Here is a 26,835-nt window from a genome sequence, read left to right as displayed (position 1 = left end):
AATGAAATACTATAATATGGAAAAGGCGATGAAGATTTGATTCTCCATCGCCTTTTCCGTATATAGGATTGTTCGTTCCTATTCCTCCACGACAATATATTCATCAATATTCCGTGTTTCTTTACTGAAGTTCACACCTACTTTCACTAATTTCCTGCCATCCAAGGTATAAGGAATCAGATAACCTTTCTCATCTATTTGCTTCAGAGCTGCGTCGGCCGTACCGTCCAGTTTGAACTCAAAAACATAAATAGCGGTAGGGGTATGAACTACTGCGTCCGCACGGCCGCGGCTGCTGCGAACCTCGGACCGGATGAACTGTCCCAGCAAAGTAAACACTACATGAAAAATAACCTGATAATGACGTTCCGTATCATCACTCAACTCGTACGGAATACCGGAGAAGAATATCTTAAGACGCTCCATAAACGCCTCCACATCTCCACTCTTCAATTCACGCATGAATTTAGCGATGTGGAAACCAGTCTCATCATTGGATACATTGGTATAATAGGGTACCAAAAAATTCAGAAAGCCGTAACGAACCTCATCATTTGGAAAGCCTAAAGTGTATAGCTTCACATCATCATCATACCCTTTTATGGTCAAATAACCACTTTGATAAATCATCGGAAGAGGATTATTTGTTTCCGCACGATATTCAGAGAAAGCGGAAGCCAGCACTTCCACTCCATCTATCAATAGACGTATATCGTAATCACTCTGCTTCAGCAAGTCAACCAAGTAAGTAGGTGTGCCGGTCTGAAACCAATAGTACCCCATCTCTTCTGCATCAAAAGCATTCAATACACTGAACGGATTGAACATTCCTACACCTTCCGGATGAAAATGGTAACCATCATATTGACGTTCCATCAAATCAATCACTTCTTGTAAAGATATCCCTCTTCGTTTAGCCAGTCTCTCAAGTTCCGGCAGAAAGGTTTTCACCAACTCCTCTTTGGTAATACCACACAAAGCAGCGTAAGGAGACTTCATGCTGATATCATTCAGCTGGTTCAAGTCACTGAATACACTTACTTGCGCAAACTTGGTCACTCCGGTCAGGAAAACAAAACGAAGATAACGGTCAGCGCTCTTCAAGACACCGTAGAACGCTTTCAATATTTTCCGATACTCATCCAGCAAGTTCTCATCCAAGACCGCTTGAAGCAATGGCTTGTCATACTCATCAATCAGCACAACAACCTGCTTTCCCGTCAGCGTGCATGCCCGCTCTATCACGTAAGCAAAACGCTCCTCCGGACTACGGTCTTCCTTCTCCTGGCCATAGAGCAGCTCCCATTTCTCCAGATACTGATTAAGCATAGCCGTCAGGTCAGCAGCAGTTTCATATTTCCGGGCATTCAAGTCAAGATGTAGAACAGGATACTGTTCCCACTTCGTTTCCAACTGTTCGATGGCCAAGCCCTGAAACAAGTCTTTACGCCCTTGAAAGTAGGCTTCAAAGGTAGAAAGAAGCAGACTCTTGCCAAAACGACGGGGACGGCTCAAGAAATAAGGAGTAGAAGTAGATGCTATTTGATAAATCATAGCCGTCTTATCTACATAAAGAAAATTCCCTTCACGAAGCTTATCAAAAGTCTGTATGCCTATCGGCAATTTACGCATCTGTTCCATGTTATTATAACCTGATTGGTGTATCACAAAGGTACGATTTATATTTCAAAAAAAGACGAAAGGCGATGGAGATTTTAGTCTCCATCGCCCTTCATTATTTTACTAATCATCATTTCAGCATTACTCACGTAGACTGGTGCAATCCGAAATACTTCTTCATAAAACAGATATAAAGAAAACAAAGCAAAAGAATTATACCTGCCAAATACCAATAACCGTAACCTAAACACATTATATATCCTACGATTATGATTGCCTGCACCGCCATGTAAATAGAAGAAACCATTACATGAGGAATCTTCAACTCATTCGCCATAATCTGATACAGATGCTTGCGATGCGGCAAACCGATATTCTCATGAAGCATCAGGCGGTGAATGATAGTCAATACACTATCCACACCGTAAACGGATAAAAGGACTATCCAGCTGAAATCTTCCGTTTCAATGATGAGCCTGCCTATCAGGAAAAGAAGGATGAAGGCAATGCTCACCGAACCCACATCACCCGCAAAGCATTTGGCTTTCTTACGGAAATTGAAGAAACAGAAAACTAGAACGGAACAGATAACGGTATAGATGAAATCCGCTTCTACAAAACTCACGACCTCCTTATCGACATAAGCCAACGCAGCAAGAATAACCAGAGAATAACCGCCGGTTATGCCGTTAATCCCATCCATAAAGTTGTAGGCATTGATGATGCCCGTACAGACTATCAAGGCTATGACTATCCACCACCAGGACAAGGAGAACAGCCCCCACTGATAAAACATCATAGCCATAGCAGAGAAATGGAAAAGCAGTCTTGTCATTTGTCCGGTGGATTTTATATCGTCCACGAAGCTGATGAACGTCACCAGTGTCAAGGCAAGCAGAAAAAAGGGGTATTCAAAACCACTCGTCAGGAAACAAGCCAACGCCCCGAAATAGAAAATAATTCCACCACCGCGTAAAGTCACTTTCGTATGGGAACTGCGCTCATTGGGCTTGTCGATGATATTGCACTTATCAGCTATCCTAAAATAAAAAAGTTCTGCCAAAAACAGCAGAACCAAGACCATCAAATAATACATCATCTGTTTTTGATTATCCAGTAAAACCAGAGCTGAATACATGTAAATCCTAAAGATACAATACCCATCCCTATCAATATGACACCTAAATATATATTCATCCTATCTTGAAGTTTTCCAATACATTGGTCGGCTTCCATCCCAATTCACGTATTGCCTTTTCATTACTGAAGGTCAAGGATTTCGTAATCTTATCCAACTTCAAGGAATTGATTGGAGCTTTCCTTCCCAAGCAATCACCTGCCAAAGCCATGCACTTAGCCGCCCAGTACGGTATTGATAAAGGTAGTTTCTTGTCCAACTGCCTGCAAATGACAGCCTCAAGTTCTCTGAAAGTCGGGTGATGACTGTCACATACATTGTAGATGCCTCCCCTTTCTGCCAACAGAGGGACCAACTTCGCAATATCCTGCACCATCAATACACTCTTTCGTGCCTGACCGCCAGCAATGCTGAGGTATTTCCCACTGCGGATACCATGAATCATAGCACCCAGATTTCCTGGAGGGTTGGGACCGGCAATCAAGGAGGGACGAATAATACCTAAAATAACATTATGCTTTCTGCACCATTCCTGTAAATATTCCTCCGCAAGACGCTTACTCATAGCGTATGGTGTGTCTCCATCCAAAGGATGGTCTTCCGTAATATTCTCACCATAAGCACAACCGTAAACTGCCACCGTGGAAATAAAAATAAAAGCCCGTGGTACGCCTCTCCGCTCCAATGCAGTACAAAGATTCTTTGTACCTTGCAAATTCACATCAAAGAACATATGTTTTTCCACCTCAGTTCTGGGCACGGAATGCGCTTTTCCTGCCGCATGCAGAACAATATCATACCGCTCACCCAAATCAGGAATCTCTTTCGCAATGTTTACAGTATAATCATCCTGCGGCAGCAAACCTATAGTGGTAACATCATACATCCTTTCCAAAAAAGGACGCACGTTATTACCCAAGAACCCGAAAGCTCCTGCAAATAAGAACTTCATAAAAAACAAATAAGAAAAGATTTATTCAAAAAAAGGAAATAAAACAATGACGTCCTTTTCGGACAATAACAAAATTAGCCCCATAAAAACGTGAACCCCGTGATAAGTATGTTCATTGAAATATGCTAAAAATATACTGACTGGAAACGTGGTTATTGGTTATGTATTTGATAAAATAAGTATCTCCAATGACAGAGAAAAATATATACCACGTCGTATTAGAATTACGCTGGTAAGTGATGTAATACATATCCTTACCATAACGTTCAAAAAAAGCGGGAGCTTTCTTTTTAAATTTAGAATGAATATTCTGTTGGATATAAGCTATCAGTTCCTCGACATAAGAAATAGCAAAAGGATAAGTACCCAAATACTCCTTCTCAACAAGTATTTTTATAAGCTCATACAAATCTTCTTCTACTTCGGGGACAAATACGACTCTCATTCAAACAAAGCCTTTATACGAGGGCAAAGTCTATCCAATAATTCTTCACCGGAAATGGCACGCCTCATGTCATCACGTCCTTCCATAACGACATTCGGATTATTCTCATTACCCGTATATACAACTACCGGTTCACCAACATTCGGCACCATCGGTTCTTGTTCCTTATATAGCTTGTTCTTCTTCATGAATCCAATCTTTCTACAAAAATACTCAGAGATTTTGAGATAACCTAATAATCAATCTCCCATTTGCGTCTTCATATACAACTTCTTCACAAACAGCATATCATCTTCATCATAATCCTCACCTATTCCGGGAAACTCCATGAATTGATAACCTGCCACAAACTTCTTTCCAAACAGACTGCATGACCGATTATCGAATGAAAACATACGGACTATGCTCCGATTGTGGGACATGACTATAAACACATCGCCATCAATGGGTTCATTGCGAAGACGCTCGCGTATAACGGAAAGTACCCTACTATGCTTGCAATGGATATCGGTAAAATCACGAACATAATAAAAATGATTAAGACCAGTAACATTCAACATAAAACCTCCAGTTTCTCTATCATCTGTACTCCCCCGGTAGCTTAAATTCTTTCTGGACAAATGTAAGCAATTGCTTATGTGGATGTCAATCCTGATGTGAACAGGACTGCTGACGTTTCCTAATGCACTATGAGGCTAATATTTGGCTTAGGCGATTCCCTGTTTCAGGAACAGGTATCCCCCATCAGCTTTCACTACAATCCCACTTGCTGACGGGTATCTTTATACCATTGTTGAAAAATGTTATAAGGAACTTTGTACTTTACGCAAAATAACAGGAAAAATTATCCATGAGGCAGGGTCTCAATCTGATATTGAAAGTAAAAACGTTCAAGATCTTCACTGCTATATGTAAGCGTCCAATTTTGACATACCACATAGGGAAAACCGCTTTGGGAAGCTTTCCTCTTAAAGTTTTCAAAAACCGGACTTGATTTTTAAAGTTTGTTAGTATGGATTCCGATGGTCATCGGCAGCAGATTCTCATAATCCCTGCGTCCTTTGACCACTTCCCAGAAAAAACTCTTCAAATAAGCCAGAGCAGAGATACCGTTAGCCCGACAGGTGGATATCAAAGTATGATAGGCGGCTGACACATTCGCCATCCGGTTGCTGCCAAAGAACAACGGGTTCTTCCGCTCACCCGCCAAAGGGAGGATGAAACGCTCCGCAATGGTATTGTCGATGCTGTAGCGGTCGTCTTTCAAGTAAGCGAATGGCTGATTCCAGAAGTTCTTCAGGTAATTGACCGCCTTTTCCATCAGATCTCCCCGAGGAGGATGCCCCTCAGAAGTCAGCACATTCAGGAAACTGTACATACGGACGATGACATCCTTTGTCCGCAGGGAGTTTCGCTGCCGGGTTATCTCCTCCGCAGAAAGGCCGGACTGGCGACAGCTGTCTTCCTGACCGTACAACCACCCGATATACTCCAACATCCGTTTCGCATTCAGGTCACCGCCCTGCTCGTATGCATACACGAACTTGGCGCGCGCATAAGCTAGGCAACACAGGTGTTCCGTGTTATACAGTCTGCCCTCCAAATACATGTACACATTGTAACCGTCCGACTGCAGCTCAAGGCGCTGCAGGTCACCCAAAATATTCTGCAGACATCACAGCTGCGAAAACCTTCCTCATAACAGTAAATGACAATCTTCTCTTCACGGTTGACCGGACACCGGACATATCTTTTGCGGCAGGTGTCCCACACCTTTACCTTACACCGGGTCTCGTCGCAGTCAACGATGGAATCCTTCTCCATAGCTTTATCGGTTATCCTATACGTCATTTTTGGACGCTAACAACCATCTCATTGCTGAGATGTTACAGAAGTACTAAAAATGATAAATGATTGGCTATATTAGTTTTAAAAAGGCTTATGTATTAGATTGTATAGTTCTTCAATATATCTAGAGGTTCCCAGCCAAGTTCACGTCTCGCCTTCTCATTGCTGAAGGTCAACGACTTTGTCATTTTCTCCAATTTATAGCTATTGATAGGTGCTTTCGGTCCCAAAAGATCACCCACCAACGCCATACACTTAGCTATCCAATACGGAATTGAGATAGGTTTACGTTTACCCATCTGACGAGCCACAGACTCTGACAACTTACCAAACGAAGGTTGACACGTATCACATACATTATAGATGCCACCCTTCTCTACCAACATAGGTATAATACGAGCAATGTCCTCTGCCATCAAAATGCTTTTTATTACTTTACCACCGACAATATTCATATAGAATCCCTTGCGTATGCCATTAACCATAACCCCAAGGTTTCCAGGAGCACCAATACCGGCAAGCAACGATGGACGCAAAATGCCTAAGGCCACGCCATTGCGAGAGCACCAATCCGCTAGATACATCTCTGCCATAATCTTGCTCTTTGCGTATGGAGTATCACCTTCCAACGGATGCTCTTCGGTAATCAATTCGCCACTCTCACATCCATACACCGCCACCGTACTGATAAATACCAAAGCCTTAGGTACACCTTTTCAAGGGCTGCACACAAATTTATAGTTCCCTGATAGTTCACGTCAAAGAACGCTTGTTTCTCTGCCTCCGTTTTAGGTACTATATGCGCCTTACCGCAAGCATGCAGCACCACATCATAATGCTGATCTAACATAGGAACCTCTTTCGCCAGATTCGCTTTGATTATATCATCAGGAGCGATACCACAAGTAGTTACCCCATACATCTTATCCAATGCCGAGCGAGCATTCTTACCTAAAAAGCCCGTTCCTCCTGTAAAAAGTAAATTTTCCATTACAAGTTAATAATCTTTGTTCTTAAAGTCTTGAATAAAAATGTAGGAACATTCACAAAGAAATACATACAATAGCCTAAAAATAATGGTATATTCAACATCTGCTGATACAGCATAGCATGATATCTAATTAGCACCCATTTGTTACTAGAAACAGAATTTTCCCGAATACGGTAATATCCTATCGGCTGCTTCACGCCATATCCAATCTTACACTTCTTTAGTACAGAAATCCACAAGCCCCAGTCTTGGCGTTTGCGAATCGTAGGCATATATATCTTGCCTATCTTTTCTGTATCATATACGGCAGAAAGGCACCCCACAAAGTTATCCATGACAATCCTTGCGTAGGTGAGTTTTTTAAGGCAGATATTTATTCCTATCTCTTTCCCAATTGTATCACATAGCATATATGAACCATATGAAAAAGCAGCATCTTTTTCAATCATAAACAGAATTTGTTTCTCCAACTTATCGGGTGTCCACAAGTCATCACTATCGCAAAATGCAATAAACCGACCTTTTGCCTCCTTGATAGAATTATTTCGAGAAACACCACCTCCTGCATTTTTTTCCAAACAAAAGAGTTTTATCCTACTATCTTTTTTTACATATCTTTGTATGACCTCCACAGAATCATCAGTCGAACAATCATCGGTAATAAGAAGTTCCCAATTCTTATAGGTTTGAGCTAAAATGGAATCAATCATTTCACTAATAAATTCTGTACTATTATAACTAGGTGTAATAATTGACACTAAACCGTATTCTTTCATAAGCCACTATTATCCTTAATCCATTATGTGATTTCATGTAAATTTTATCATTTCAAAGTGTCAAAGAGAACAAATATGGGTATATGTTTTTCCCAAATTTTGACCAAAAGCGACCGTAGAGGGATTCACTATATTTTCATAATATATATTCCCCTTTTACCTGTCCTTGGAGAATCAAAGCAGATATAATGTCCAGATGTTGAAACACGTGGATGTAAATCGCAAGCAATATGACACTTGAAATCCTTTGTTTGGAATTTCTTCGGGGAATAAACCTTGACAATTGGAGTCACTTTATGTTCGTTTGTATCTACCATGTATATTTTCGCCATTCGACGTGAATCTGGATATGTATCTGTAACAAATAAATCGTCAGTCACGAATGATTGATGCCCATCTGAATTTAGTTTTTCTCCAGCAATGATTTGTACATTATCTAAATTATTCACATCAAAGATAGCATGACACGATTTTCCATTCAAGACAACAGAAGCCACTAGTTGATTTCTATTATTCCAAACATAATGAGAACCAGACTCTTGTGTCGGCAAAAGAATGAGTCTATCTTCTTTGATGTCATATACAACCATCATAGTATGACGTTTCATATAGTCATCATCGCGAGGAATGCATCTATATAAGAATGCTATATAACGATTATCCTTTGAAAATTCAGTATGAGTCACAAAGTGTAAATACCCCCTAGTGTATTTCTCGCCTGCTAAAGGAGCTAATTCTGTCAAGGGCACGACAAGCTTTCTAGTGTTATTGATCAAATCAACAATATAAAGCCCCGTTTCCTCTGAAATATCTTTATCAAGATATGAATCGTCAGAATAAGGATATCCGTACCCAGGCATGCACCTTTCAAGTCGTTCGTAACTAAATGCTGTAGCTAGAGTTCCATTACTATTAATTGCATCAATAGGCCAATCATATATTTTTTCTGTTTTAGTGATAATATTAATACTCTTCGAACAAATCTTGCCACCTATTGCTGTATTGAAAATAATCCTATTTTTATCTAACCATTGTAATCTACAACCTTTATGATAGTTCCAAGCATAAGTATCATCAAGTTTGTGAAAATCTCCTAACTTTCCATTTTCAATATCAAAATATCCGATTCCTTCTCCCTCATTAGCTTTTGGCATACGTAAATCAACTGCTAATTTATGAGCAAGACACTTTGTATCATCCCCATTCAAAGGTGATACGTCATGAAAACCAAAGTAATACCCTTCTCGATAATCTACATCACTGGAAAAATAGTCTTTAGGCCTAGGAAAAATATCATAGCAACCTTGATACGCATTACGGATAAACTGTTTGAGTGCGGGATTATTCTTAACTTTATGATATACAAATTCTTCCAATTTATTCATGATAGAATGTATCTAAGATGTACTTAATTGATTCTCTATTGTACTTGAAATAAGTCTTTTTCTTAAGTGTAGATGTCGATATATGTTCATTATCCTCAATCACAAGGTTTGGAACATAGCGCACCTTCTTGCCAGCCTTCATAACAATTTCTGCAAGAAACAATTCTTCTCCAAACAAAAAAATCGGATACTCTATCTTTCTATTAGATTCAAAAAAGCTTCGAGTTAAAAGCATAAAAGAACCATGGCCAGCATAAATATCAATCTCAGGATAGTTAACCTGTAGTTTTTTACACTGATAGGCGGACATCGTATAAAGATAGTAAAGAACGGGAATTTTATACATATAATACAAAAGTTGCAGTTTATTCTTTGAATAACGACTAATTACCTTAGGATTGCGATCACGATTCTCAACTTTAGAGAATATTTTGGGAGCAATCCAAGCTACATCTTGCGCTATAATTATATTTTCAAGATTAATGAAAAAATTCTCTGCTACTGTTATATCCACATTTGAAATTGCAACATAATCATAATCTAATATGTTAGCGATACTATTAATTACGGTTTGAGCACCTATTAAATACCCTACATTATTCAATTTAGTTACTGATACTTTTACATATGAATAACTGTCATAGGTTACTTCTTCAACACAGGTTGAGTTATCAACAATACTTATATCAACTTGGATATTGCGCACCTTAGAAGCCGCAAAATTAATGCTCGTTAAGTATGATGTTAGCTCCGAATATGAATTATAATTAACACAAACAATTAATAATTTCATTTCAAGTAATTATTTACAAATCTTTTTTATAACTTCAAGATACGAATATTGATGGGAAGTATCAGGTTCAAGATATGTTCCTTCAGCCCATTCGTTCCATGCGTTAATAAATAAGTAATTAGTTTTATATATTTCTTTTGCAATACGAATTTTTTCTGATAAATACTCCTCAAATTCGTCCTCTGTTGCAGGAAGCACAATTGTACTTTTTATACCTTTTCTAGCTGTATTATCCCATCCAACAAATGCTCCAGCATACGTTCCTTCAGTAGATTTTCTAGACAAAGAATAATGTGCAATATACGAGAATGCCCATGCTTTTGACAAAGGTATAGTAGTATTAAATATGCGGTTGATATTAGCCACTAGTAACCTTCTTATTCTTCGCATGGTCAAATCAATAAAAGGAATTTTATAAAAAGTGCGAGATGGCTCAAATTCAACTTTAGCTTTAAAAGGCAAATTTCTCTTTTCGTCTCCTTTTCCTCGTAACGTTTGCACAAAATGAATACCTTTGAAACCATGCTTGACAGCCAATTGATTCCAATTTTCCATCATCTCTCCACAATCCTCAATACTAGAAGATTTATAAATTATGAACATCGGACAGTCATTTTCCTTAATATATCTTTCATCTTTGAAAAATGGCAGCAAATAGTCAAAATGTTTTCGCCAATCTTTTTTTCCACCATATTTCTGTGGCATTAGGACACAGTGATTTTTTCCGTCCCAGGTTCTAGCCCATGGCTCGTTTGCCCAGCTAAAACAGAATCTTATAGGAATATCTTTGTTTTCCAATAATAATTCTGAAGGTTTTTCTAACAATAATTTTCCATCAAACCAATAGTGATAAAAGCACTGTCCATAAATATTGTATTTTGCCATTAAGTCAGCTTGCCACCTTAAAGTATCAATATCTGTTAGATCATAATAATTATCATTTAAAGGAACTCTTGGTTGTTCTTGACCTTTCAAATATACAAACCCTTTTCGGACATTATTCCAATCCGTAAACCCTTTTCCCCACCACTCATCGTTCTCAGGAATAACATGGAACTGTGGTAAGTAAAAAGAGATTATTTTAATCTCATTTTTCATTTCTTACATATATCTTATAATAGCTTATGCTTTACATTGTTGACCTTCTTGATTTATGGTTCGAAGTGCGAACCAAAACATAGGTAAAGTAAGCATGAAACATATTGTATTGGAAGCCACGCTTTGCACCATTACACACAAAACTACCATATAACATCTATACAATTTTGGGAAACTCCTAATATGCTTAAGTAAGATTCCGAATATAGGCAATATAAAGATAGTGAAACCAACAATACCAACCTCGTTCAATATCTTCCAATAGCCTCCATCTAAAACTAAATACTGATAGTAACCTTGTGCCTTATGTCCGCTTGACCCCAAGCCTATTCCTGTAATAAGATTCGGATTGTTCTCTATTGCTGTTTTCCATTGATTATCTCTACCAGAAAGACCAGACTCTATTTCACTTAATCTATAAATATAGCGATCAATATAGTCAGGAATTACAACAACCAAATATGTACATATAAACACAATCCCACCCACAACAATTACAGTATACAACTTCTTTGGTTTAGGAGCACGGAAAAAATAAACTGAAAAAGGTGCCAACAGAAGAACAAAGGTTATTGCCATAGCAGAACGTTGTTGCGACATAAATGCACATGAAACTCCTAAAACAAAGTATACTAAATTCACGATTAGACTTTTAGAAGTCAACTTTGTATAAAAAATTTTATAGGAAGATAGAATGATTAGATACAAACATAAAGTTCCTGTAATAATACTACCATATATTGATTGAAAACGAAGTCCGACAGTACCTAAAGTTCTTTCATAATCCTCAAATGCTACTCTCGAAATAAAATCTACATAATAAGACGGACTCGTAAACAAAAAATACAAACCAAAGATCAATGAAAGAGCTATTCCAAGTGCCGTCATATTAAAGAACTTTTCTTTATCAATCATTCCTGGTGGTATAAAAAAGAACATCATCGGAAGTAACTGATTCGAGATATCTGCAAAATATGGAACTACACTACTAACATCATTGTAGGTGTATCCGATTATTGATAGAAGGCAATATATAGCAAAGATATACAAAATAAAAGATCTGTTATTGCCGATGTTCTGAATCCTACTATTTAAGAATAAGAAGAATAAAAAAAACGTCATTGTAACACCCGTCCTAATATAAGGGGAAAAGATGCTTCCAAAATATACTCCAAAAACGATAAAATAATAATATTCAATTATTAATCGAGTTGTCTTTTTATCCTTTATTGAGAGTATATTCATGATACAACATTTACTTTTAGATTTTTTATATCATATTCATAGTATTGCGCGCTCAATCTTTCACCAGAGTATAGAATTAGGCAGAGTATAATAAAAAGTTTAATAACGCTATTTCTGACTATCATTGAGCTCTATTCATCAATTTTATCCACGCAGGATACAATCCCAACATAATAATTAAGTACTGAAACTTATCTTTTAATGATACAATTCTACTAAGTAGGTATTTACCACCAATGCCAGGATAAATATTTTTCCACAATCTATAAAAATCAGTTGCCCAAAAACTAGATAATGCTTCTCTTTTGGCACTATTTTTCAAAACAATAATTTCTTCTGAATATTGCATATCTAGATTATGCTCTTTTAAAAAAGATAATATTCCGTCACAATTGACAACCACTTGTTCTAGTTTTTTTTCATAATCGCTAGCATAACATATAGATTGCCTATTACAAAAGTAATTGTATAAAGGTCTGTTCAAATAGCCAATTTTCTTTGCATAAAAGAAGAGCTGTGTGGAAATATAATAGTCCTCCCACATATTACATTGTGGATACAAAAAATCCCTACTTTGATAAATTCCTCTCTTAACTAACTTGTTCCACACAGAAGTACAACATTGTTTAGTCAAAAGACGTCGAATATAATAATCATTGCTGCATCCATCATCACATTTGTTTTCACATACTACTTTTCTATTGTCTATTACCCTATAATAATCGCAAAAGACAACATCTATATTTTCGTTATCAGCTTTTTCATACATAAGTTCTAACCAAGTTTTCTCTACCCAGTCATCACTATCACAATGAATGATGTAATCACCTATGGCCAACTTTGTTCCATGCTCACGAACAGCGGCTTGCCCGCTGTTCGTGAGCATGCTTTCAGTTCTTACTATATATTTCTTCTCCTCGAAGAGGAACCGATATTTTTCAATTATACGATCTAATATCTCCATAGAACGGTCAGGTGTACAATCGTTCACAAAGATAATTTCAATATCATCTAGTGTCTGTTCAAAGAGGCTTATAGCACAGCGTTCTATATATTTTTCGACCCCATAAACGGGTACTATGACAGTTACCTTAGGCATTTTAATAGTTTTCTATAGCTAATAAATATAATTTCTCTAAACTATCCAGACTTGCCTGATACTGTTTGTCCAAATCCGCCTTTCCCCTTAATATATGAAGGCCTTGATTTAGCATTAACTTTAAGTTCATTGGATAACTATACCGTTTTACCGCTGCTATGTAAGACGCACAAGATTTTATATTATCTAGTTCATTATTAAATAAAGATATAATTGCTGGTAAATCCTCAAAAGATTTACATCTATGAACTCCCTCTATCAAAGAAAATGGAACATCACTAAAAACAATTGCATGTTTTCCAAGCATTGCGGCCTCATAAGCAGACGTTCCTGATATAGTAACAACACCCTGCGATTTTATAATCCATGGCTTCGGGTCTTGGTAGTAGTTTAATTGTACCATTTTTACATTAGGCAATTTATTCACGGCTTTGTAAAAAGCCTCTCCACGTTCCCCTAACATTGCCTGATGTTCTTTGACATAAAGCCACCATCCAGCTGGTAAACTTTTAGATACAGCTTCTATAATCGATAGCTCATTTATATAAATTGGAGCTAATGTAAAGGTTGATGATTCTGGTATTAAATGAAGCGGCATATATACATACTTTTCACCATCAATCGGATTCTGAAAATACTTATTCTTTCTATATAGTTTTTGTTTTGTATACTCGTAACGAATAAAAAATTTAATAAACTCAAATGAACTATTATATAATAGTGGATTGGATTTTTTTAATTTTCTACACCCAGCTTTAACATCTTGATCAATATAAAAATATTTAATATCCCCCAACAGTCTTTTAAAAGTTACTAGTAATCCATTTGCCTTGTATTGAGATGTAACGTCACCTTTATATTGATCATGCATAATACTGGACTTATTTCTAAAATCCACAACGTAATCTATCTCATCCTTTAAAGAATCATTTCCTAAGGACTCATAGTATCTATATGATTTCACTAACGTTGGCATGAGTGAATATCCAAGGCTGTAAGTATAGCCAACATTGAATTCATACCTTGGATATTCGATAGATACATAAGGAATATTCTTTTTGTAACACACTTCTCTTAATATGGTTCTTGCCAATTCGGCACTATCTGTATCCAATATAAAATCCGGCTCAAAATCATCAATTATGCTGATTATATTTTTATAATTTAGCTCTAACCACAGTAATTGTTGTGCATATGTGCATGTATGCATATAGTTACGATAGTGATAATGACGAGTAAAAAATTGAGTTGACAGAATCTGCATATTGAGGTTCATAAAATGAGTGTAATCTTTCTCTATCATGTCAACATATGCATAATCATATTCATTTGAATACAATTTGTCCGTAAACTCTTTTGCAATCCGATTAGATGTATATAGTTTTAATCCTTCCAGCTTCTTGTAAGCATAATAAGTAGTGTCGTTAAGAAGGCATTTGCTATACATTGTTTCAATAGGATTGAAAAAAAAAGCTGCTACCTTATTATTTACTAGCCATTTTCTTGCCAAAAAATAAAGAGGATACGAGTATGTCTCTTTACATACCACCATTATTCGTTTTTCCTTAAATTCCATATTGTGCATTATTTCTTAAAAAATATTTTCTAAATAATTCTTTTATAAGTCCGCGATAAATAATTATTATTGGAGTTAAAATAATTATCAATAGAGCATAACGTATTAAGTAAGTATTGTAAGACATTTCCAATACTATTGTACACATTATCGAAAGAAGAACAAGAAATAGGATTTGTTTTTCTGCAAATATCTTATGCTTAAATATGTGACGAAAAACAAGCCAGTGATAAGATAACAAGGCCGCATAAGCTAACATTGTGGAATATGCAGCTCCGACAAAACCAAATTTTGGAATAAAAAAAAGATTTAGCACAATTTTTAAAACTGCAGCTACCACAGATCCTAATGCAATAAGCTCTGTACGTTTACTATACAATTCCATTAATGAGAAATAACCATATAGGAACTGAAAAAAGCAGCTAGCTATTACTGGCGCAACCATCCATTTAGCAGTCCAAAAGGAATCACTACCTAGAATCATTATAACCTCTGGTCCAATAGTAATTAAGGCAATAGATATTGAAAAAGCAAGTATATTTATTTGCTTATTTGAACTCACTATCTCATCATATTTTTTTTCATGAACCTTATCATAAAGCCATGGCTGCCAAGCATTCATAATTGCATTTGTAAATATTGAAATCATAAGTGCATAAGAATAGCCAAAACTGTATAAACCTGCCGCTTCAAAACTATCCAACTTTATTAGCATAATGCGATCAATTTGTGCCAATACAACCATCGCAAGTCCATGAGGAATCATTGGAAGTGACAACCGTAAAGCATACTTCCAATACTCAGTTTGAATTATTCTTTTTCCCTTAATATAAAGATATATTATAGCAAAAAGACCAAGAAGGAATGTCGGCACAACAGTGCCCATAATTCTCCCCACATATCTTTCTTCAAGTTCACTTAGTAATATAAAGCAGATAGATAAGACTATAATGCCAATGGTATTAATAATAGCTATTATTATATTCTCCTTATACCTATATTCAAATCTAAATTTTGACTGCATAAAATCAATAGATGGAGATACAATCAACATTACTATCAATGATATTAAGAGGCCTTTATCCAACTCCATAAAAGACGCGATAGAACCTAAAAATGGAAGTGCAAAAGAAAATAGCAATATTCCGACGAATACAGAAAGTGTTTGTATCGAGGCAATGAAACCATCAAAGTCTTCTTCGTAATCTATTTTTGCACGGCCTATCGAGTAACTGAGGCATAAACCAAATATACACGCAAAAATGGTTTGCCAAGAAAAAAAAACATTAAACTTCCCATAATCTTCAGGCGTTAACAATCTTGTAAATATAGGGGCAGTAAATATGCTTATGGCCTTTAGTGTAATACTTGATACAGTATACCAAAGACCTGCTCTTAGAGCCTTACTGTTATTCGACATTTTGCGTAAAAAAAATCTTATTATTTTGTATTTTCTCTCTATCCCACGTCCACCACTTTGATTCTTCCATTTTTTTCACTCCCTTCTCCGTAAACCTCATCTTTATCTTCTTTGCAGGTATTCCTGCTACTATAGAATATGGTTCAACATCATGGGTTACCACAGCTCCTGCTGCAATGACAGCACCTCTACCTATATGAACACCTGACAATATTACCGAATTTGATCCAATCCATACGTCTTCATCTATTATAATATCACCTTTGCTTACTACATCGTCCTCAAAACGTTTGCTAAAATAGTTTAGCTGAATAGCATAAGTTGTAGGGATGTCCATATTGTGATTAAACTCTTGAATAGATACATTCTGTGCTATACTTGTAAATCTACCTATTTTGATTTTTCCGTTTACAGCATGCAGAATTGTGCCTGGTCCGGATATAGAAACATTATCATCTAATTCGATTCTTCCATATGCAATTGCATTTTCAATAAAGCAGCCATTTCCTAACTGTAATAACTCAAGTTTAGAGTTTCTTATCTGACAAGACTCAAAACCTTTCTTCAAATGAACCTTATACGTAAGTACAGAATTAAAGTCAATATTCACGCCTCTACACCGAAGTATAATATATCTAACAATCTTCTTAAACATAAAAATATTCTATTAAAGGTTTGGCCATAGAACTATATAACGGAACATCGACCGCATTTACTTGACATGCAGGAAAGAGATTGCTACAAGCTCCAGAATAGATAGCAAAGGCATGGTAGAACACTAATAAAAAGATAAGTACCAACCTAATAACTAACCACATCCATCAAATATTTCTGTTGCTTTATCTTCATTTACCCTATACAATCATATTCCACACCCAGTTCCTTTAACTCATTCTTATCATAAATATTCCGCCCGTCAATCACCAAAGGACGAACCATAGTACGCTTCAGCACTCCAAAACTGGGTATACGAAATTGCTTCCACTCCGTTACAAGCAGTAAAGCGTCTGCATCCAATACAGCATCATACATATCCCTAGCATAGACAACCTTATCCCCCATCCTACGTCTGCATTCATCCATCGCAATCGGATCATAAACCTTCACGCGTGCGCCGGCCTCTACCAACTTATCAATCAATACCAATGCCGGAGCCTCCCTCATATCATCCGTTTCAGGCTTGAAAGCCACCCCCCACAAAGCGATTTGCTTACCTTTCAAATCTCCATTATAATGCTTCAATAACTTCTCGAAGAGAATGCTTTTCTGACTCTCATTCACTTCTTCAACAGCCTTTAATACACGCATTGAATAACCTTTCTTCTCTGCGGTCTTTATCAACGCCTTCACATCCTTCGGGAAACAAGAGCCGCCATATCCACAGCCGGGATATAAAAACTTACTGCCAATACGACTATCCGCACCGATACCTTTACGGACCATATTTACGTCAGCACCAACCAGCTCACAAAGATTAGCGATATCATTCATAAAGCTAATTCGCGTAGCCAACATGGAATTTGCGGCATATTTTATCATCTCGGCACTTGGAATATCAGTAAATATCAACCGATAGTTATTCATCATAAAAGGCTTATAAAGACGCTCCATTATGGCTTTAGCCTTTTCTGACTCCACACCGACTACCACACGGTCGGGTTTCATAAAATCATCTACCGCATCACCTTCTTTCAGAAACTCAGGATTGGAAGCCACATCAAACCCTATCCTTACATTACGCTTGTCAAGTTCTTCCTGAATGGCAGACTTTACCTTTTGTGCAGTACCCACAGGAACCGTACTCTTAGTTACAACCAGTACATACTTACTCATATTGCGTCCAATAGTACGCGCAACTTCAAGTACATATTTCAAATCAGCACTGCCATCCTCATCAGGAGGAGTACCAACTGCACTAAATACAACCTCTACATCATCCAGACACTCCTTCAAGTCCGTCGTAAACTTCAGACGACCAGCAGTATAGTTACGATGAACCATATCTTCCAAGCCCGGCTCATAAATGGGAATAATACCTTTCTTCAGATTTTCTATCTTACTTTCCTGCACATCCACACAAGTCACGTCAATCCCCATTTCCGAAAAACAGGTACCTGTCACCAAACCGACATAGCCGGTACCAACTATTGCTATTTTCATATTATTTCAGTTTACTTTTAATTACAATTGATAAAAAGAACGATACCAATCTATCGTTTCCTTAACTCCCTCTTTAATAGGTTTGTCAGGCTTAAATCCCAACTCATTCTGCAAAGCTGAAGTATCCGCATTTGTCTGATAAACATCTCCCGGTTGCATCGGAAGATATATTTTCTCTGCGGGATGTCCAATAGCTTCTTCAATTGCCTGAATAAAGTCCATAAGTTTCACCGGATGAGAATTACCTATATTATATATTTTATATGGAGCAGTGGAAGAACTGGGATCAGGGGTTTGAGCGCTCCAATCCTGATTAGAAGTAGGAATATGGTCTATCACCCGAAGTATTCCTTCAACAATATCATCAATATAAGTAAAATCGCGCAGCATGTCACCGTTATTGAAAACCTTTATCGGCCGCCCGTGCAATATGGCATCGGCAAAAAGGAAAGGCGACATGTCCGGACGCCCCCAAGGACCATAAACCGTAAAGAAGCGTAAACCTGTAGAAGGAATGCCATATAAATGGCTGTACGTATGAGCCATCAATTCATTTGATTTCTTAGTCGCCGCATACAGGCTTACAGGATGTGCGATGCTGTCTTTTTCTGAAAAAGGAACTTTTCCGTTCAGGCCATAAACGCTACTGGAACTGGCGTAAACCAAATGTTTCACCTGATAATGACGGCAGCCTTCCAGCACATTCAGGAAACCATTCACATTGCTTTCTACATATGCACACGGATTCTCTATGGAATAACGTACGCCCGCCTGAGCGGCAAGATTCACAACTTTATCAAAGTGCTCATTGGCAAAAAGCATCCGCATGGCTTGTTTGTCCTCTAGATTCATGCGGACAAAGCGGAAATTCCTAAAAAGATTGCTTTCGACAAACTTGTACCAATCCACATGTTCCTGCTGAATGCCTAAAGCAGAAAGGCGACCATACTTCAAACTTACATCGTAGTATGTATTGATATTATCCAATCCTACTACAATATCTCCCCTATTCAAAAGACCTTTACAGACATAAAAGCCTATAAATCCGGCTGCACCGGTCACTAAAATCTTCATATTAATTTTGTTAACTAATGCTCTAATAAAAGCATATCCTTTAAATAGTCATCCTTCATTTTTAGGGTCATTGAAAAGAGCCCTAAAAAATCATTTTCACTCTGTTTTCTCGTTCACTCGATAAAAAAGCCCAATGAAGGATGAATAAAGTTTTTGCCCATTTAGATAATTTTTAAGTAATTAGGCAGAATACTATTATTAATTACTTTGTTCCTTTAAAATCTTTCTCACATGTGGAAAAGATTCAACGAAAGAGAATAAATACCTTGGAACCAACTATTTAAACATATAATATGCCAAAATCTTTTAAAATGTCGCTTTTCATGCCACCCATCTCGCCGATGAAGGACGAAGCGACCGAGGAAAACGTGAAAAGCGCCACGCCTACTCCCCTGCGTACTTTGGGAGTGAACAAAGTTTACCAACTCACCACTGCCAACAAACGGCTGATCACCCTGACCTAAGCCATCCGCAAAACTGCCCTACAAGGCGATGATAACAACTGCCGGATGCTGAAACAGCAAACCTTACCCTACGTCACTCCCTGCAGCATATTCACCCGACGCCGAAGCGACTACTGTTCGAGCATCCTTACCTCGCGCCAGTACCAGTATTCATCAGCTCCACTGGACGGGGTGTAAAGGCTTTTGTGCCCTATCCTATCGGAGAGGGAACACCCAAAACTCGAACTGGTATTATCTTCTTTCGCGTATCCTTGTACCATTGGCAAATAGGTTATAAGGAGCTTTATTCGACAGGCAGAATTTCTCAATCGAAACACCGGAAGGGCCTCCTTCTAATTTATAGCGAACAAACAGACGCTCAAAATCATGGCAACTATACATAAACTTTGCCATTGGTTTAACCGAAGCAAAGTTCTAACTTTTATTACATTTATCCTATACATCATTTTGGAACACTAACAATTAGCATCCCCAGCTGATATGCAAATTAAACCTTCTCTTACTCCCTCTTTCTCACCTTCAGCCATTCCTCCAGCCACTCATTCACCATCTGCCTGATTTCATCATCCTCCAAATCCATGGAGTAGTAATAAAAAAGTGACTGATAAGCACTTAATCTCACATCCAGCCCTTTTTTATTTTTCCATACGTAATGGTACAAATATGGGCTTCTTTGGCAAGAGTATTAATATTCAAGTCTTTCTCTTTACGCCATTTCTCAAATAAAGCACCCAATATAGGGTGGTCACTGTTTACATTCATCGTCGTCTTGTATTATGTTATCAGAATTAAAAAAGTACATGTTATTAAACGTTATTTTAGGTTTCTCACATTTAAAATATTTTCCATATACAGAAAATATTTAATGAGAAAAGAGCTCTAACTTCGCACAAAATCTTTAAAACAACAAAATGGAAAATCTATTCAAAATGTCACTTTTCATGCCGCCCATATCACCGATAAAAGACGAAAACACCGGAAAAACCGTAAAAAGTGCCACACTCACCCCATTCAGGACAATGAGCATTGACGAAGTACACCGTCTTATCACCTCCGACCAGAGACTTGCCGAACTGACACTCGCCATAAGAAATGCCGCAGCACAAGGAGACGAAACTACCGCACGATTCCTCAAACAACAGACACTACCCTACGTCACTCCCTGCGGCGTATTCACCCGACGACGAAGCGACTCCCTCACGGAATCCTCCGGCCTGGTTGTAGTCGATATCGACCACCTTGAATCCGCAGAAGAAACGGAAAACTTACGACAACAACTATTCGATGACCCCTATCTATGCCCTGCGCTGGTGTTCATCAGCCCCACCGGACGGGGCGTAAAAGCGTTTGTTCCCTGTCTTCACGGACAGAATCCTGCAGAAGGAATACAATGGGCCATGAATTACGTCCACTGCATGTATGACGCCGAAAACACACAACCCGGAAAAGGAGTGGACACTTCGGGGAAAGACCTCGTACGCGCCTGTTTCCTCTGCCATGACCCGAAAGCACTGCTCAGAAAAGTTGTGAACTTCGAATTATGAGTCATTGCAAATCACCGACTACAAATTACTAATTATAAATTACCAAATCCGATGGAACCACTATCTTCATTGCACCTTCTGGCCGAAGCAGTCAGAAATGCAGGAGCAGACATTGCTCCAACCTATCAAGAATATATACAACTGGCATTTGCCATTGCCACCGACTGCGGAGAAGCAGGACGGCATGATTTTTTAAGTCTGTGCAGCCTGTCGTCCAAGTACGACCAAAGGGCAGCCGACAAGCTCTTCAGCAATGCCCTGAAGACCGGCCGTAAGGACGTGCATCTGGGAACCGCCTTTCATCTGGCCGAGCTTTGCGGCGTGAAGATTCAGCATGAAGCCGCACCCGCCATTGGTACACTTGGTACACAAAGTTCACCCCTCTCTTCTACCTCACACACACGCGCACGCGAGGAAGAGTCCGCATCGGGCATTGAACCACTGTCTCCATTACCCACTTTCGACGAACACCTCCACTGGCCTTATCCCCTGAATCGCATCATGAGCTGCGGAACCTCCCTCGCCCAATACGATGTACTGCTACTGGGTGCCATCACCGTATTGGGTGCCAGTATGGGAAAACACGTCCGATGTTCCTACGGAGGAAAAATGATGTCCCCCTGCCTGCAAACCTTTGTAGTAGCCCTACCTGCATCCGGCAAAGGAGTGCTCTCCTTGGTACGCCTGCTTGCCGAGCCCATTCACGATGAAATACGTGGGCAGGTAGACGAAAGCATGGCATGTTACCGCCGCGAAAAAGCAAAATACGACACACTGGGCAAGGAACGTGGAAAAACGGAGACTCCCGTAATGCCTCTCAACAAGATGTTCCTCATCTCGGGCAACAACACCGGAACCGGCATCCTGCAAAACCTGATGGACTCCGACGGTACCGGACTGATATGCGAAAGCGAAGCCGACACCATCTCCACCGCCATCGGTTCGGAATACGGACACTGGAGCGACACCATGCGCAAAGCATTCGACCACGACCGACTGTCCTACAACCGGCGCACCGACCACGAATACCGAGAGGTAAAGAAAACTTATCTTTCCGTACTTCTGTCAGGCACCCCCTCACAAGTGAAACCACTGATTCCCACTGCTGAGAACGGGCTCTTTTCTCGCCAGGTATTCTACTACATGCCTGCCATACATCATTGGCAAAACCAGTTCGACCGCAATGACAGCGATCTTGAAGATACCTTCAAGGCGCTGGGCATGGAATGGAAGGACAAACTGAAAACCATTGTCATGAACGGAATATTCACCCTTCACCTTACGGACGGACAGAAAGATGAATTCAACCGGCTCTTCTCCCGGCTTTTCATACGCTCCGGACTGGCCAACGGAAACGAGATGTCAAGCAGCGTGGCACGTCTGGCCATCAACATCTGCCGCATCATGGAAGTGGTGGCCATGCTCCGCGCAATGGAACAAGGGGAAATCACCGCCTCGCCTTACGTGTCGCCCGACCCTCACACAGCCACAGACAATCTGAAAGACCACATTGTCAGCCGATGGAATCTCCTCATTGCTTCCGCTGACTTTCATGCCGTACTCTCACTGGCCGAAAGCCTTTACCGGCATACCACCCATATCCTCTCCTTCCTGCCCAACACCGAAGTGACAAGCCGCGGCAATGCCGACCGGGATGCGCTGGTAGACAGCATGGAAGAAGAATTCACACGGGCCTCTTTCCTGCAGAAAGCCGGAGAGATGGGCATCAAATCGGAAACCGCCTCCACCTGGCTCAAACGCATGCAGAAACACGGGCTGGTGGAAAATGTAGATGGCAAGGGAAACTACCGGAAACCCAAAGTCTGACATTCACTTCGCTTCACGCACGCGTATGTGTGTGAGGCGAAAGGATGGATGAACCTCTGTACCAAGTGTACCAACCTCACCTTTACGATTCCCGACCTGACCTTTACGCCATCCAACCTCAAGTTTAAGGCTCTCCAAGTGCAGCCACTATCAGCCGCACTTGGGCAGGCGTATAAGAGCGAGAACGGGAAGAACCGCCCAAAGCGGAAAGTCCGTCACGCAAATCGGGACAAAGGTCTATCCAGTGTTTCAGTTTGCGGAAGGCAGCCTCCGGACAAAGATTGGGACAATAGATTTGGGCCAATTCGGTACGTCCGTATGTACGTATGACAAAAGAATCCATAGTTGACAGTTACGATTTATATTTCATCAAAAGTAACTATAAATCATGACATTATCAAACTTACAAGCGTAAATAACCGACTAAAACAGACCCAAACAGACGAGAACCTGCAAAAACCGACAAACGCCCGTATCCACAGCCTTATCTTTGCATCGTTGAGTTCAACACAGCAAATGTTTTTATCCTTTAACTTCTAAATTTTAATTGTATGATTCGTTACAAAAAGTATCAAGTGACGGGCGAAGACAGCCCACTGAAAGGCCTCTGGTATGCACGCCCCGTAATCGAAGAAACCTTCGACATCGAAAAATTGGCCAAGCACATGTCCAATCACAACACCCCCTATTCGAGTGGTGTCATCAAGGGGGTACTGGCAGACATGGTTTCCTGCACCAAAGAATTGATTCTGGACGGCAAGAACGTGAAACTGGATGACCTTGCCATCTTCTCCGTAGGAATCGTCAGCAAGAAAGGGGCGCAATCCGCTGCCGACTTCTCGCTGGCCAACAACGTGAAGGGGCTGAAGCTCCGCGCCCGTGCCACCGGCGAACTGAGTAATGCCCAAATCAACCTGGATGGACAGCTGAAGGAATCTTCCCTGTACACCGTAGGCGGAAAAGCTCCCGATGGCAGTGGTTCCGACGGCGGTTCCGGAGGAAGTGACGGCAATCAGGGCGAGAATCCGTTAGGATGAGAATAATTACAAATTACTAATTATCAATTACCAATCATCATGAGTGAAGACAAAAAGTCAAAATCCGTGTGGGGCATTGTCCTCAAAGTAATCATCACCGTAGCTACCGCCATAGCGGGAGCTTTAGGTCTAGGCGCTTGCAAATAGCCATGCGTACGATTACCCTGCTCATTGTTCATTGCTCAGCCACGCCTCAAGGCGTGGCCCTGGGCTTTGAGGATTGCCGCCGCGACCACATCCACCACCGCGGCTTCCGTGACATCGGCTATCATTTCTATCTGACCCGCAACGGCGAAATACACCGCGGCCGCCCGTTGGAAAAAATAGGTGCGCATTGCCTCAATCACAACCGCCATTCTATCGGCATCTGTTATGAAGGAGGATTGGACGCTGCAAGTTTTCCTGCCGATACCCGTACATTGGAACAGAAAGCTTCGTTACTGGCACTGCTACGTGAGTTGAAGCGTATCTTTCCACGGGCGCTGATTGTGGGGCACCATGATTTGAATCCAGCGAAAGCTTGTCCGTGTTTCGATGCGGAAAGGGAGTATAGGGGGCTGTAAAAGGCTCCCTTCTTCATTCTATCATCCGCACTATCTGAAATGCCTCGGCCAAATGTTTGCCTACGGTATAGCCGCGAAACCGGGCAAGGGCTTTCAATGCCTCCGAAGAGCGCGGATACGGAAAAGCACGGCTCTCAAACTCATAGGCTGCCATCGCAGCACATTTTGCTTTCAAATCATCCTCCGAAATTTCCATATAGAAATTGGCCGTGAAATGGCGTGGGTCGCAAGTAGCCTGCCACTCACTGGCTGATGGGGTCTCGAATGTAAAAATAGCCTTCACCGGTTCGTCCTCCATAGGGCGTGTGGCAGTCATCACTGCTTGAAAAGTCATCTGATGGTCAATATTAAGGTCGCCACCATGGTGAGTAAAGATAAAGTCCGGACGAAACTGTTCCTTCTCATGCTCCACTACCTTTACGATATCAAGCAGTGCATGGCTGTCAAAACGGTTGTCGGAAAAATTATATGCCTGCACGCTGTGATAGCCTATCAACTGCCGCGCCGTCTCCACATTCTGATGATGCCTTTCCAAGACTTCCTTCCACTGTTCCGTGTCACGGGTATCTGAGCGTGAAGTAATCCCCTCTCCCAAAATGATGACCCGGGTCTGTACTCCTTGTGTCTTGACTAGTTTGTGCATGGTAGCGCCTAGGCCCAGCAGTTCATCATCGGGATGGGCGGCAACAACCATGATACGTTTATTTGTAAATAGAGACATAAATATATTACTGAACGTACTCCATTTTCATTGGAGTACCACGTTTGACATCACGATTGACAGTTCTACCTAGAAGTTCATCCAAATATCGCGGATGCAATCCTTGCCCTGGCCGAATAGAGCGTAAGTTATTAGCCGTAAGCGTTTCGCCGGCTTTCACATCCTCAACAATAAACAAAGAACGAGCGAAACCTCTATTGAACCGTGCATGTTCGTTTAGTTCATATTGTACAGTGCCTAAAGCCTTTTCTGTATTACGGATTTCATCTACCATCGTCTTGAACTCATCCGGCTCCATTGAGAAAGCAGCATCAGGGCCTCCCATTGCCCTACTTAAAATGAAGTGCTTTTCCACAATCTTTGCTCCTAATGCCACAGCGGCAACAGCAACAGAGTGTCCCATAGAGTGGTCTGAAAGGCCCGCCACAACTTTAAAGCGCTTGGTCATATCGGGAATTGTCAAGACATTAGCTTCTTCTAAAGGAGTGGGATAAGAAGATGTACACTTCAGAAGAGCAATCTGATTATTACCCTCGCTACGGCAAATATCAATGGCTTCTTGTATGTCAGTCATCTCGGCAATTCCTGTAGAAATAAGAATAGGCCTGCCTTTTGAGGCCATTCTGCGAACAAGAGCTGTATCTGTAATCTCGAAACTTGCAACTTTATAAGCAGGAACGTTCATCTTTTCCAGAAAATCAACTCCTTCCAAATCTGATGGTGCTGAAAAGAACTCCATATCCAAATCATGGGCAACTTTCTGCAATTTGGGCAACCACTCCCAAGGCGTGTATGTTTCCTTATAGAGTTTGTTCAATGTCTTCCCGTCCCACAAAGTGCCTCCACCAATTTGAAAATATTCATTATCACAATCAATGGTAATACCTCCGTCTGGATTGTCATTCTGTACTTTTACAACATCGGCACCTGCTTTTTTCATTGCCTCGATGGTACGGACAGCAATATCAAAGCTCTGCAAATGATTACAAGACAGTTCTGCCAAAACCAGCGTTCTGTCCAGTTTATCAAAATTGATTTCTACCATATCTATATCTATGC

29 protein-coding genes and 2 pseudogenes are annotated in these 26,835 nt (G+C 40.0%); 6 read left to right on the top strand and 25 right to left on the bottom strand.

The features are described from left to right. Positions 1-78: 78 nt before the first annotated feature. The 20 genes and pseudogenes from H1A11_RS05865 to H1A11_RS05775 form a co-directional block, all read right to left on the bottom strand. The gene (locus H1A11_RS05865; protein WP_035457980.1) at positions 79-1,641 is read right to left on the bottom strand and encodes an ATP-binding protein; all 1,563 of its coding nucleotides are present in this window, start codon (positions 1,639-1,641) and stop codon (positions 79-81) included. A 124-nt stretch (positions 1,642-1,765) separates the two neighbouring features. Beyond that, positions 1,766-2,716 carry a glycosyltransferase family 4 protein gene (locus H1A11_RS05860; protein WP_181758078.1) on the bottom strand — a complete coding sequence of 317 codons (951 nt, stop codon included), beginning with the start codon at positions 2,714-2,716 and terminating at the stop codon, positions 1,766-1,768. Between the two features lie 97 nt (positions 2,717-2,813). Continuing rightward, positions 2,814-3,710, bottom strand: coding sequence for an NAD(P)-dependent oxidoreductase (locus H1A11_RS05855; RefSeq protein ID WP_181757878.1), 897 nt, complete (start codon positions 3,708-3,710; stop codon positions 2,814-2,816). Between the two features lie 112 nt (positions 3,711-3,822). Next, positions 3,823-4,155 carry a hypothetical protein gene (locus tag H1A11_RS05850; RefSeq protein WP_181757877.1) on the bottom strand — a complete coding sequence of 111 codons (333 nt, stop codon included), beginning with the start codon at positions 4,153-4,155 and terminating at the stop codon, positions 3,823-3,825. Further along, entirely contained in the window at positions 4,152-4,343 is a 192-nt protein-coding gene (locus tag H1A11_RS05845; protein ID WP_181757876.1) for a hypothetical protein, read from the bottom strand. The genes H1A11_RS05850 and H1A11_RS05845 overlap by 4 nt, the downstream gene beginning before the upstream one ends. A 51-nt stretch (positions 4,344-4,394) precedes the next feature. Beyond that, positions 4,395-4,715: a hypothetical protein gene (locus tag H1A11_RS05840; RefSeq protein WP_181757875.1), complete on the bottom strand. Its 321-nt coding sequence runs from the start codon at positions 4,713-4,715 to the stop codon at positions 4,395-4,397. Continuing rightward, positions 4,709-5,092 (bottom strand): annotated as a pseudogene (locus H1A11_RS19050) (hypothetical protein). Before H1A11_RS19050 ends, H1A11_RS05840 begins: the two are co-directional and overlap by 7 nt. 60 nt (positions 5,093-5,152) lie before the next feature. Further along, positions 5,153-5,815 carry a transposase gene (locus H1A11_RS05835; RefSeq protein ID WP_181757874.1) on the bottom strand — a complete coding sequence of 221 codons (663 nt, stop codon included), beginning with the start codon at positions 5,813-5,815 and terminating at the stop codon, positions 5,153-5,155. A 286-nt stretch (positions 5,816-6,101) separates the two neighbouring features. Further along, positions 6,102-6,994 (bottom strand): annotated as a pseudogene (locus tag H1A11_RS05830) (NAD-dependent epimerase/dehydratase family protein). Further along, positions 6,994-7,770 carry a glycosyltransferase gene (locus H1A11_RS05825; protein WP_181757873.1) on the bottom strand — a complete coding sequence of 259 codons (777 nt, stop codon included), beginning with the start codon at positions 7,768-7,770 and terminating at the stop codon, positions 6,994-6,996. Before H1A11_RS05825 ends, H1A11_RS05830 begins: the two are co-directional and overlap by 1 nt. Positions 7,771-7,898: 128 nt before the next feature. Beyond that, complete coding sequence (locus H1A11_RS05820; RefSeq protein ID WP_181757872.1) at positions 7,899-9,155, bottom strand: hypothetical protein; 1,257 nt, start codon at positions 9,153-9,155, stop codon at positions 7,899-7,901. After that, positions 9,148-9,948 carry a glycosyltransferase family 2 protein gene (locus tag H1A11_RS05815; protein ID WP_181757871.1) on the bottom strand — a complete coding sequence of 267 codons (801 nt, stop codon included), beginning with the start codon at positions 9,946-9,948 and terminating at the stop codon, positions 9,148-9,150. Before H1A11_RS05815 ends, H1A11_RS05820 begins: the two co-directional genes overlap by 8 nt. Positions 9,949-9,957: 9 nt before the next feature. Further along, positions 9,958-11,046: a glycoside hydrolase family 99-like domain-containing protein gene (locus H1A11_RS05810; RefSeq protein WP_181757870.1), complete on the bottom strand. Its 1,089-nt coding sequence runs from the start codon at positions 11,044-11,046 to the stop codon at positions 9,958-9,960. Positions 11,047-11,070: 24 nt separating this feature from the next. Then, positions 11,071-11,961 carry an O-antigen ligase gene (locus tag H1A11_RS05805; RefSeq protein ID WP_181757869.1) on the bottom strand — a complete coding sequence of 297 codons (891 nt, stop codon included), beginning with the start codon at positions 11,959-11,961 and terminating at the stop codon, positions 11,071-11,073. A gap of 451 nt (positions 11,962-12,412) precedes the next feature. Beyond that, positions 12,413-13,390: a glycosyltransferase family 2 protein gene (locus H1A11_RS05800; protein WP_181757868.1), complete on the bottom strand. Its 978-nt coding sequence runs from the start codon at positions 13,388-13,390 to the stop codon at positions 12,413-12,415. Position 13,391: 1 nt separating this feature from the next. Then, complete coding sequence (locus H1A11_RS05795; protein WP_181757867.1) at positions 13,392-14,966, bottom strand: hypothetical protein; 1,575 nt, start codon at positions 14,964-14,966, stop codon at positions 13,392-13,394. Continuing rightward, on the bottom strand, positions 14,956-16,386 hold the full coding sequence (locus H1A11_RS05790) for a lipopolysaccharide biosynthesis protein (RefSeq protein WP_181757866.1): 1,431 nt from the start codon (positions 16,384-16,386) through the stop codon (positions 14,956-14,958). Before H1A11_RS05790 ends, H1A11_RS05795 begins: the two co-directional genes overlap by 11 nt. Further along, positions 16,376-17,041 carry a CatB-related O-acetyltransferase gene (locus H1A11_RS19045; RefSeq protein ID WP_255461541.1) on the bottom strand — a complete coding sequence of 222 codons (666 nt, stop codon included), beginning with the start codon at positions 17,039-17,041 and terminating at the stop codon, positions 16,376-16,378. The genes H1A11_RS05790 and H1A11_RS19045 overlap by 11 nt, the downstream gene beginning before the upstream one ends. A gap of 194 nt (positions 17,042-17,235) precedes the next feature. Beyond that, on the bottom strand, positions 17,236-18,546 hold the full coding sequence (locus tag H1A11_RS05780; protein ID WP_181757865.1) for a UDP-glucose/GDP-mannose dehydrogenase family protein: 1,311 nt from the start codon (positions 18,544-18,546) through the stop codon (positions 17,236-17,238). 21 nt (positions 18,547-18,567) lie between these two features. Further along, positions 18,568-19,620, bottom strand: coding sequence for an NAD-dependent epimerase (locus tag H1A11_RS05775; RefSeq protein WP_181757864.1), 1,053 nt, complete (start codon positions 19,618-19,620; stop codon positions 18,568-18,570). A 293-nt stretch (positions 19,621-19,913) separates the two neighbouring features. Between H1A11_RS05775 and H1A11_RS19720 the strand changes: the two genes are divergently transcribed. After that, complete coding sequence (locus H1A11_RS19720; RefSeq protein ID WP_370528718.1) at positions 19,914-20,084, top strand: hypothetical protein; 171 nt, start codon at positions 19,914-19,916, stop codon at positions 20,082-20,084. A gap of 499 nt (positions 20,085-20,583) precedes the next feature. Here H1A11_RS19720 and H1A11_RS19040 read toward each other — a convergent pair whose 3' ends face one another. Together H1A11_RS19040 and H1A11_RS05765 are read right to left on the bottom strand one after the other, a co-directional pair. Beyond that, complete coding sequence (locus tag H1A11_RS19040) at positions 20,584-20,706, bottom strand: hypothetical protein (RefSeq protein ID WP_255343536.1); 123 nt, start codon at positions 20,704-20,706, stop codon at positions 20,584-20,586. Continuing rightward, positions 20,703-20,846: a hypothetical protein gene (locus tag H1A11_RS05765; RefSeq protein ID WP_016273597.1), complete on the bottom strand. Its 144-nt coding sequence runs from the start codon at positions 20,844-20,846 to the stop codon at positions 20,703-20,705. Before H1A11_RS05765 ends, H1A11_RS19040 begins: the two co-directional genes overlap by 4 nt. 149 nt (positions 20,847-20,995) lie before the next feature. Here H1A11_RS05765 and H1A11_RS05760 point away from each other — a divergent pair, with 149 nt between their 5' ends. Beyond that, complete coding sequence (locus H1A11_RS05760) at positions 20,996-21,628, top strand: BT4734/BF3469 family protein (protein WP_181757863.1); 633 nt, start codon at positions 20,996-20,998, stop codon at positions 21,626-21,628. A gap of 51 nt (positions 21,629-21,679) precedes the next feature. Next, a complete protein-coding gene (locus tag H1A11_RS05755; RefSeq protein ID WP_181757862.1) occupies positions 21,680-23,455 on the top strand; it encodes a DUF3987 domain-containing protein in 1,776 nt (591 codons plus the stop codon). A gap of 124 nt (positions 23,456-23,579) precedes the next feature. Here the strand turns inward: H1A11_RS05755 and H1A11_RS05750 are convergent, their stop codons facing one another. Beyond that, the gene (locus H1A11_RS05750; RefSeq protein ID WP_005829478.1) at positions 23,580-23,798 is read right to left on the bottom strand and encodes a DUF4248 domain-containing protein; all 219 of its coding nucleotides are present in this window, start codon (positions 23,796-23,798) and stop codon (positions 23,580-23,582) included. Positions 23,799-24,006: 208 nt separating this feature from the next. Between H1A11_RS05750 and H1A11_RS05745 the strand changes: the two genes are divergently transcribed. From H1A11_RS05745 to H1A11_RS05735, 3 genes are read left to right on the top strand one after another with little or no spacing between them, the layout of a single operon-like run. Next, complete coding sequence (locus tag H1A11_RS05745) at positions 24,007-24,492, top strand: DNA-binding protein (RefSeq protein WP_005829481.1); 486 nt, start codon at positions 24,007-24,009, stop codon at positions 24,490-24,492. A gap of 39 nt (positions 24,493-24,531) precedes the next feature. Continuing rightward, complete coding sequence (locus H1A11_RS19715) at positions 24,532-24,639, top strand: smalltalk protein (protein WP_005829485.1); 108 nt, start codon at positions 24,532-24,534, stop codon at positions 24,637-24,639. Positions 24,640-24,641: 2 nt separating this feature from the next. Continuing rightward, complete coding sequence (locus tag H1A11_RS05735) at positions 24,642-25,055, top strand: N-acetylmuramoyl-L-alanine amidase (RefSeq protein WP_035448365.1); 414 nt, start codon at positions 24,642-24,644, stop codon at positions 25,053-25,055. A gap of 13 nt (positions 25,056-25,068) precedes the next feature. Here H1A11_RS05735 and H1A11_RS05730 read toward each other — a convergent pair whose 3' ends face one another. Next, positions 25,069-25,776 (bottom strand): PIG-L deacetylase family protein, encoded by a 708-nt coding sequence (locus H1A11_RS05730; protein ID WP_220186791.1) that lies wholly within the window; start codon positions 25,774-25,776, stop codon positions 25,069-25,071. A 7-nt stretch (positions 25,777-25,783) separates the two neighbouring features. Next, the gene (gene pseI, locus H1A11_RS05725) at positions 25,784-26,821 is read right to left on the bottom strand and encodes a pseudaminic acid synthase (protein ID WP_016273592.1); all 1,038 of its coding nucleotides are present in this window, start codon (positions 26,819-26,821) and stop codon (positions 25,784-25,786) included. Positions 26,822-26,835: the final 14 nt, after the last annotated feature.

Origin of the sequence: Bacteroides sp. CACC 737 (assembly GCF_013874375.1) — a bacterium.
Lineage (GTDB): Bacteria > Bacteroidota > Bacteroidia > Bacteroidales > Bacteroidaceae > Bacteroides > Bacteroides uniformis.
The sequence above is the reverse complement of the archived record's forward strand: the minus strand, read 5'-3'. Positions and strand labels throughout refer to the sequence as shown.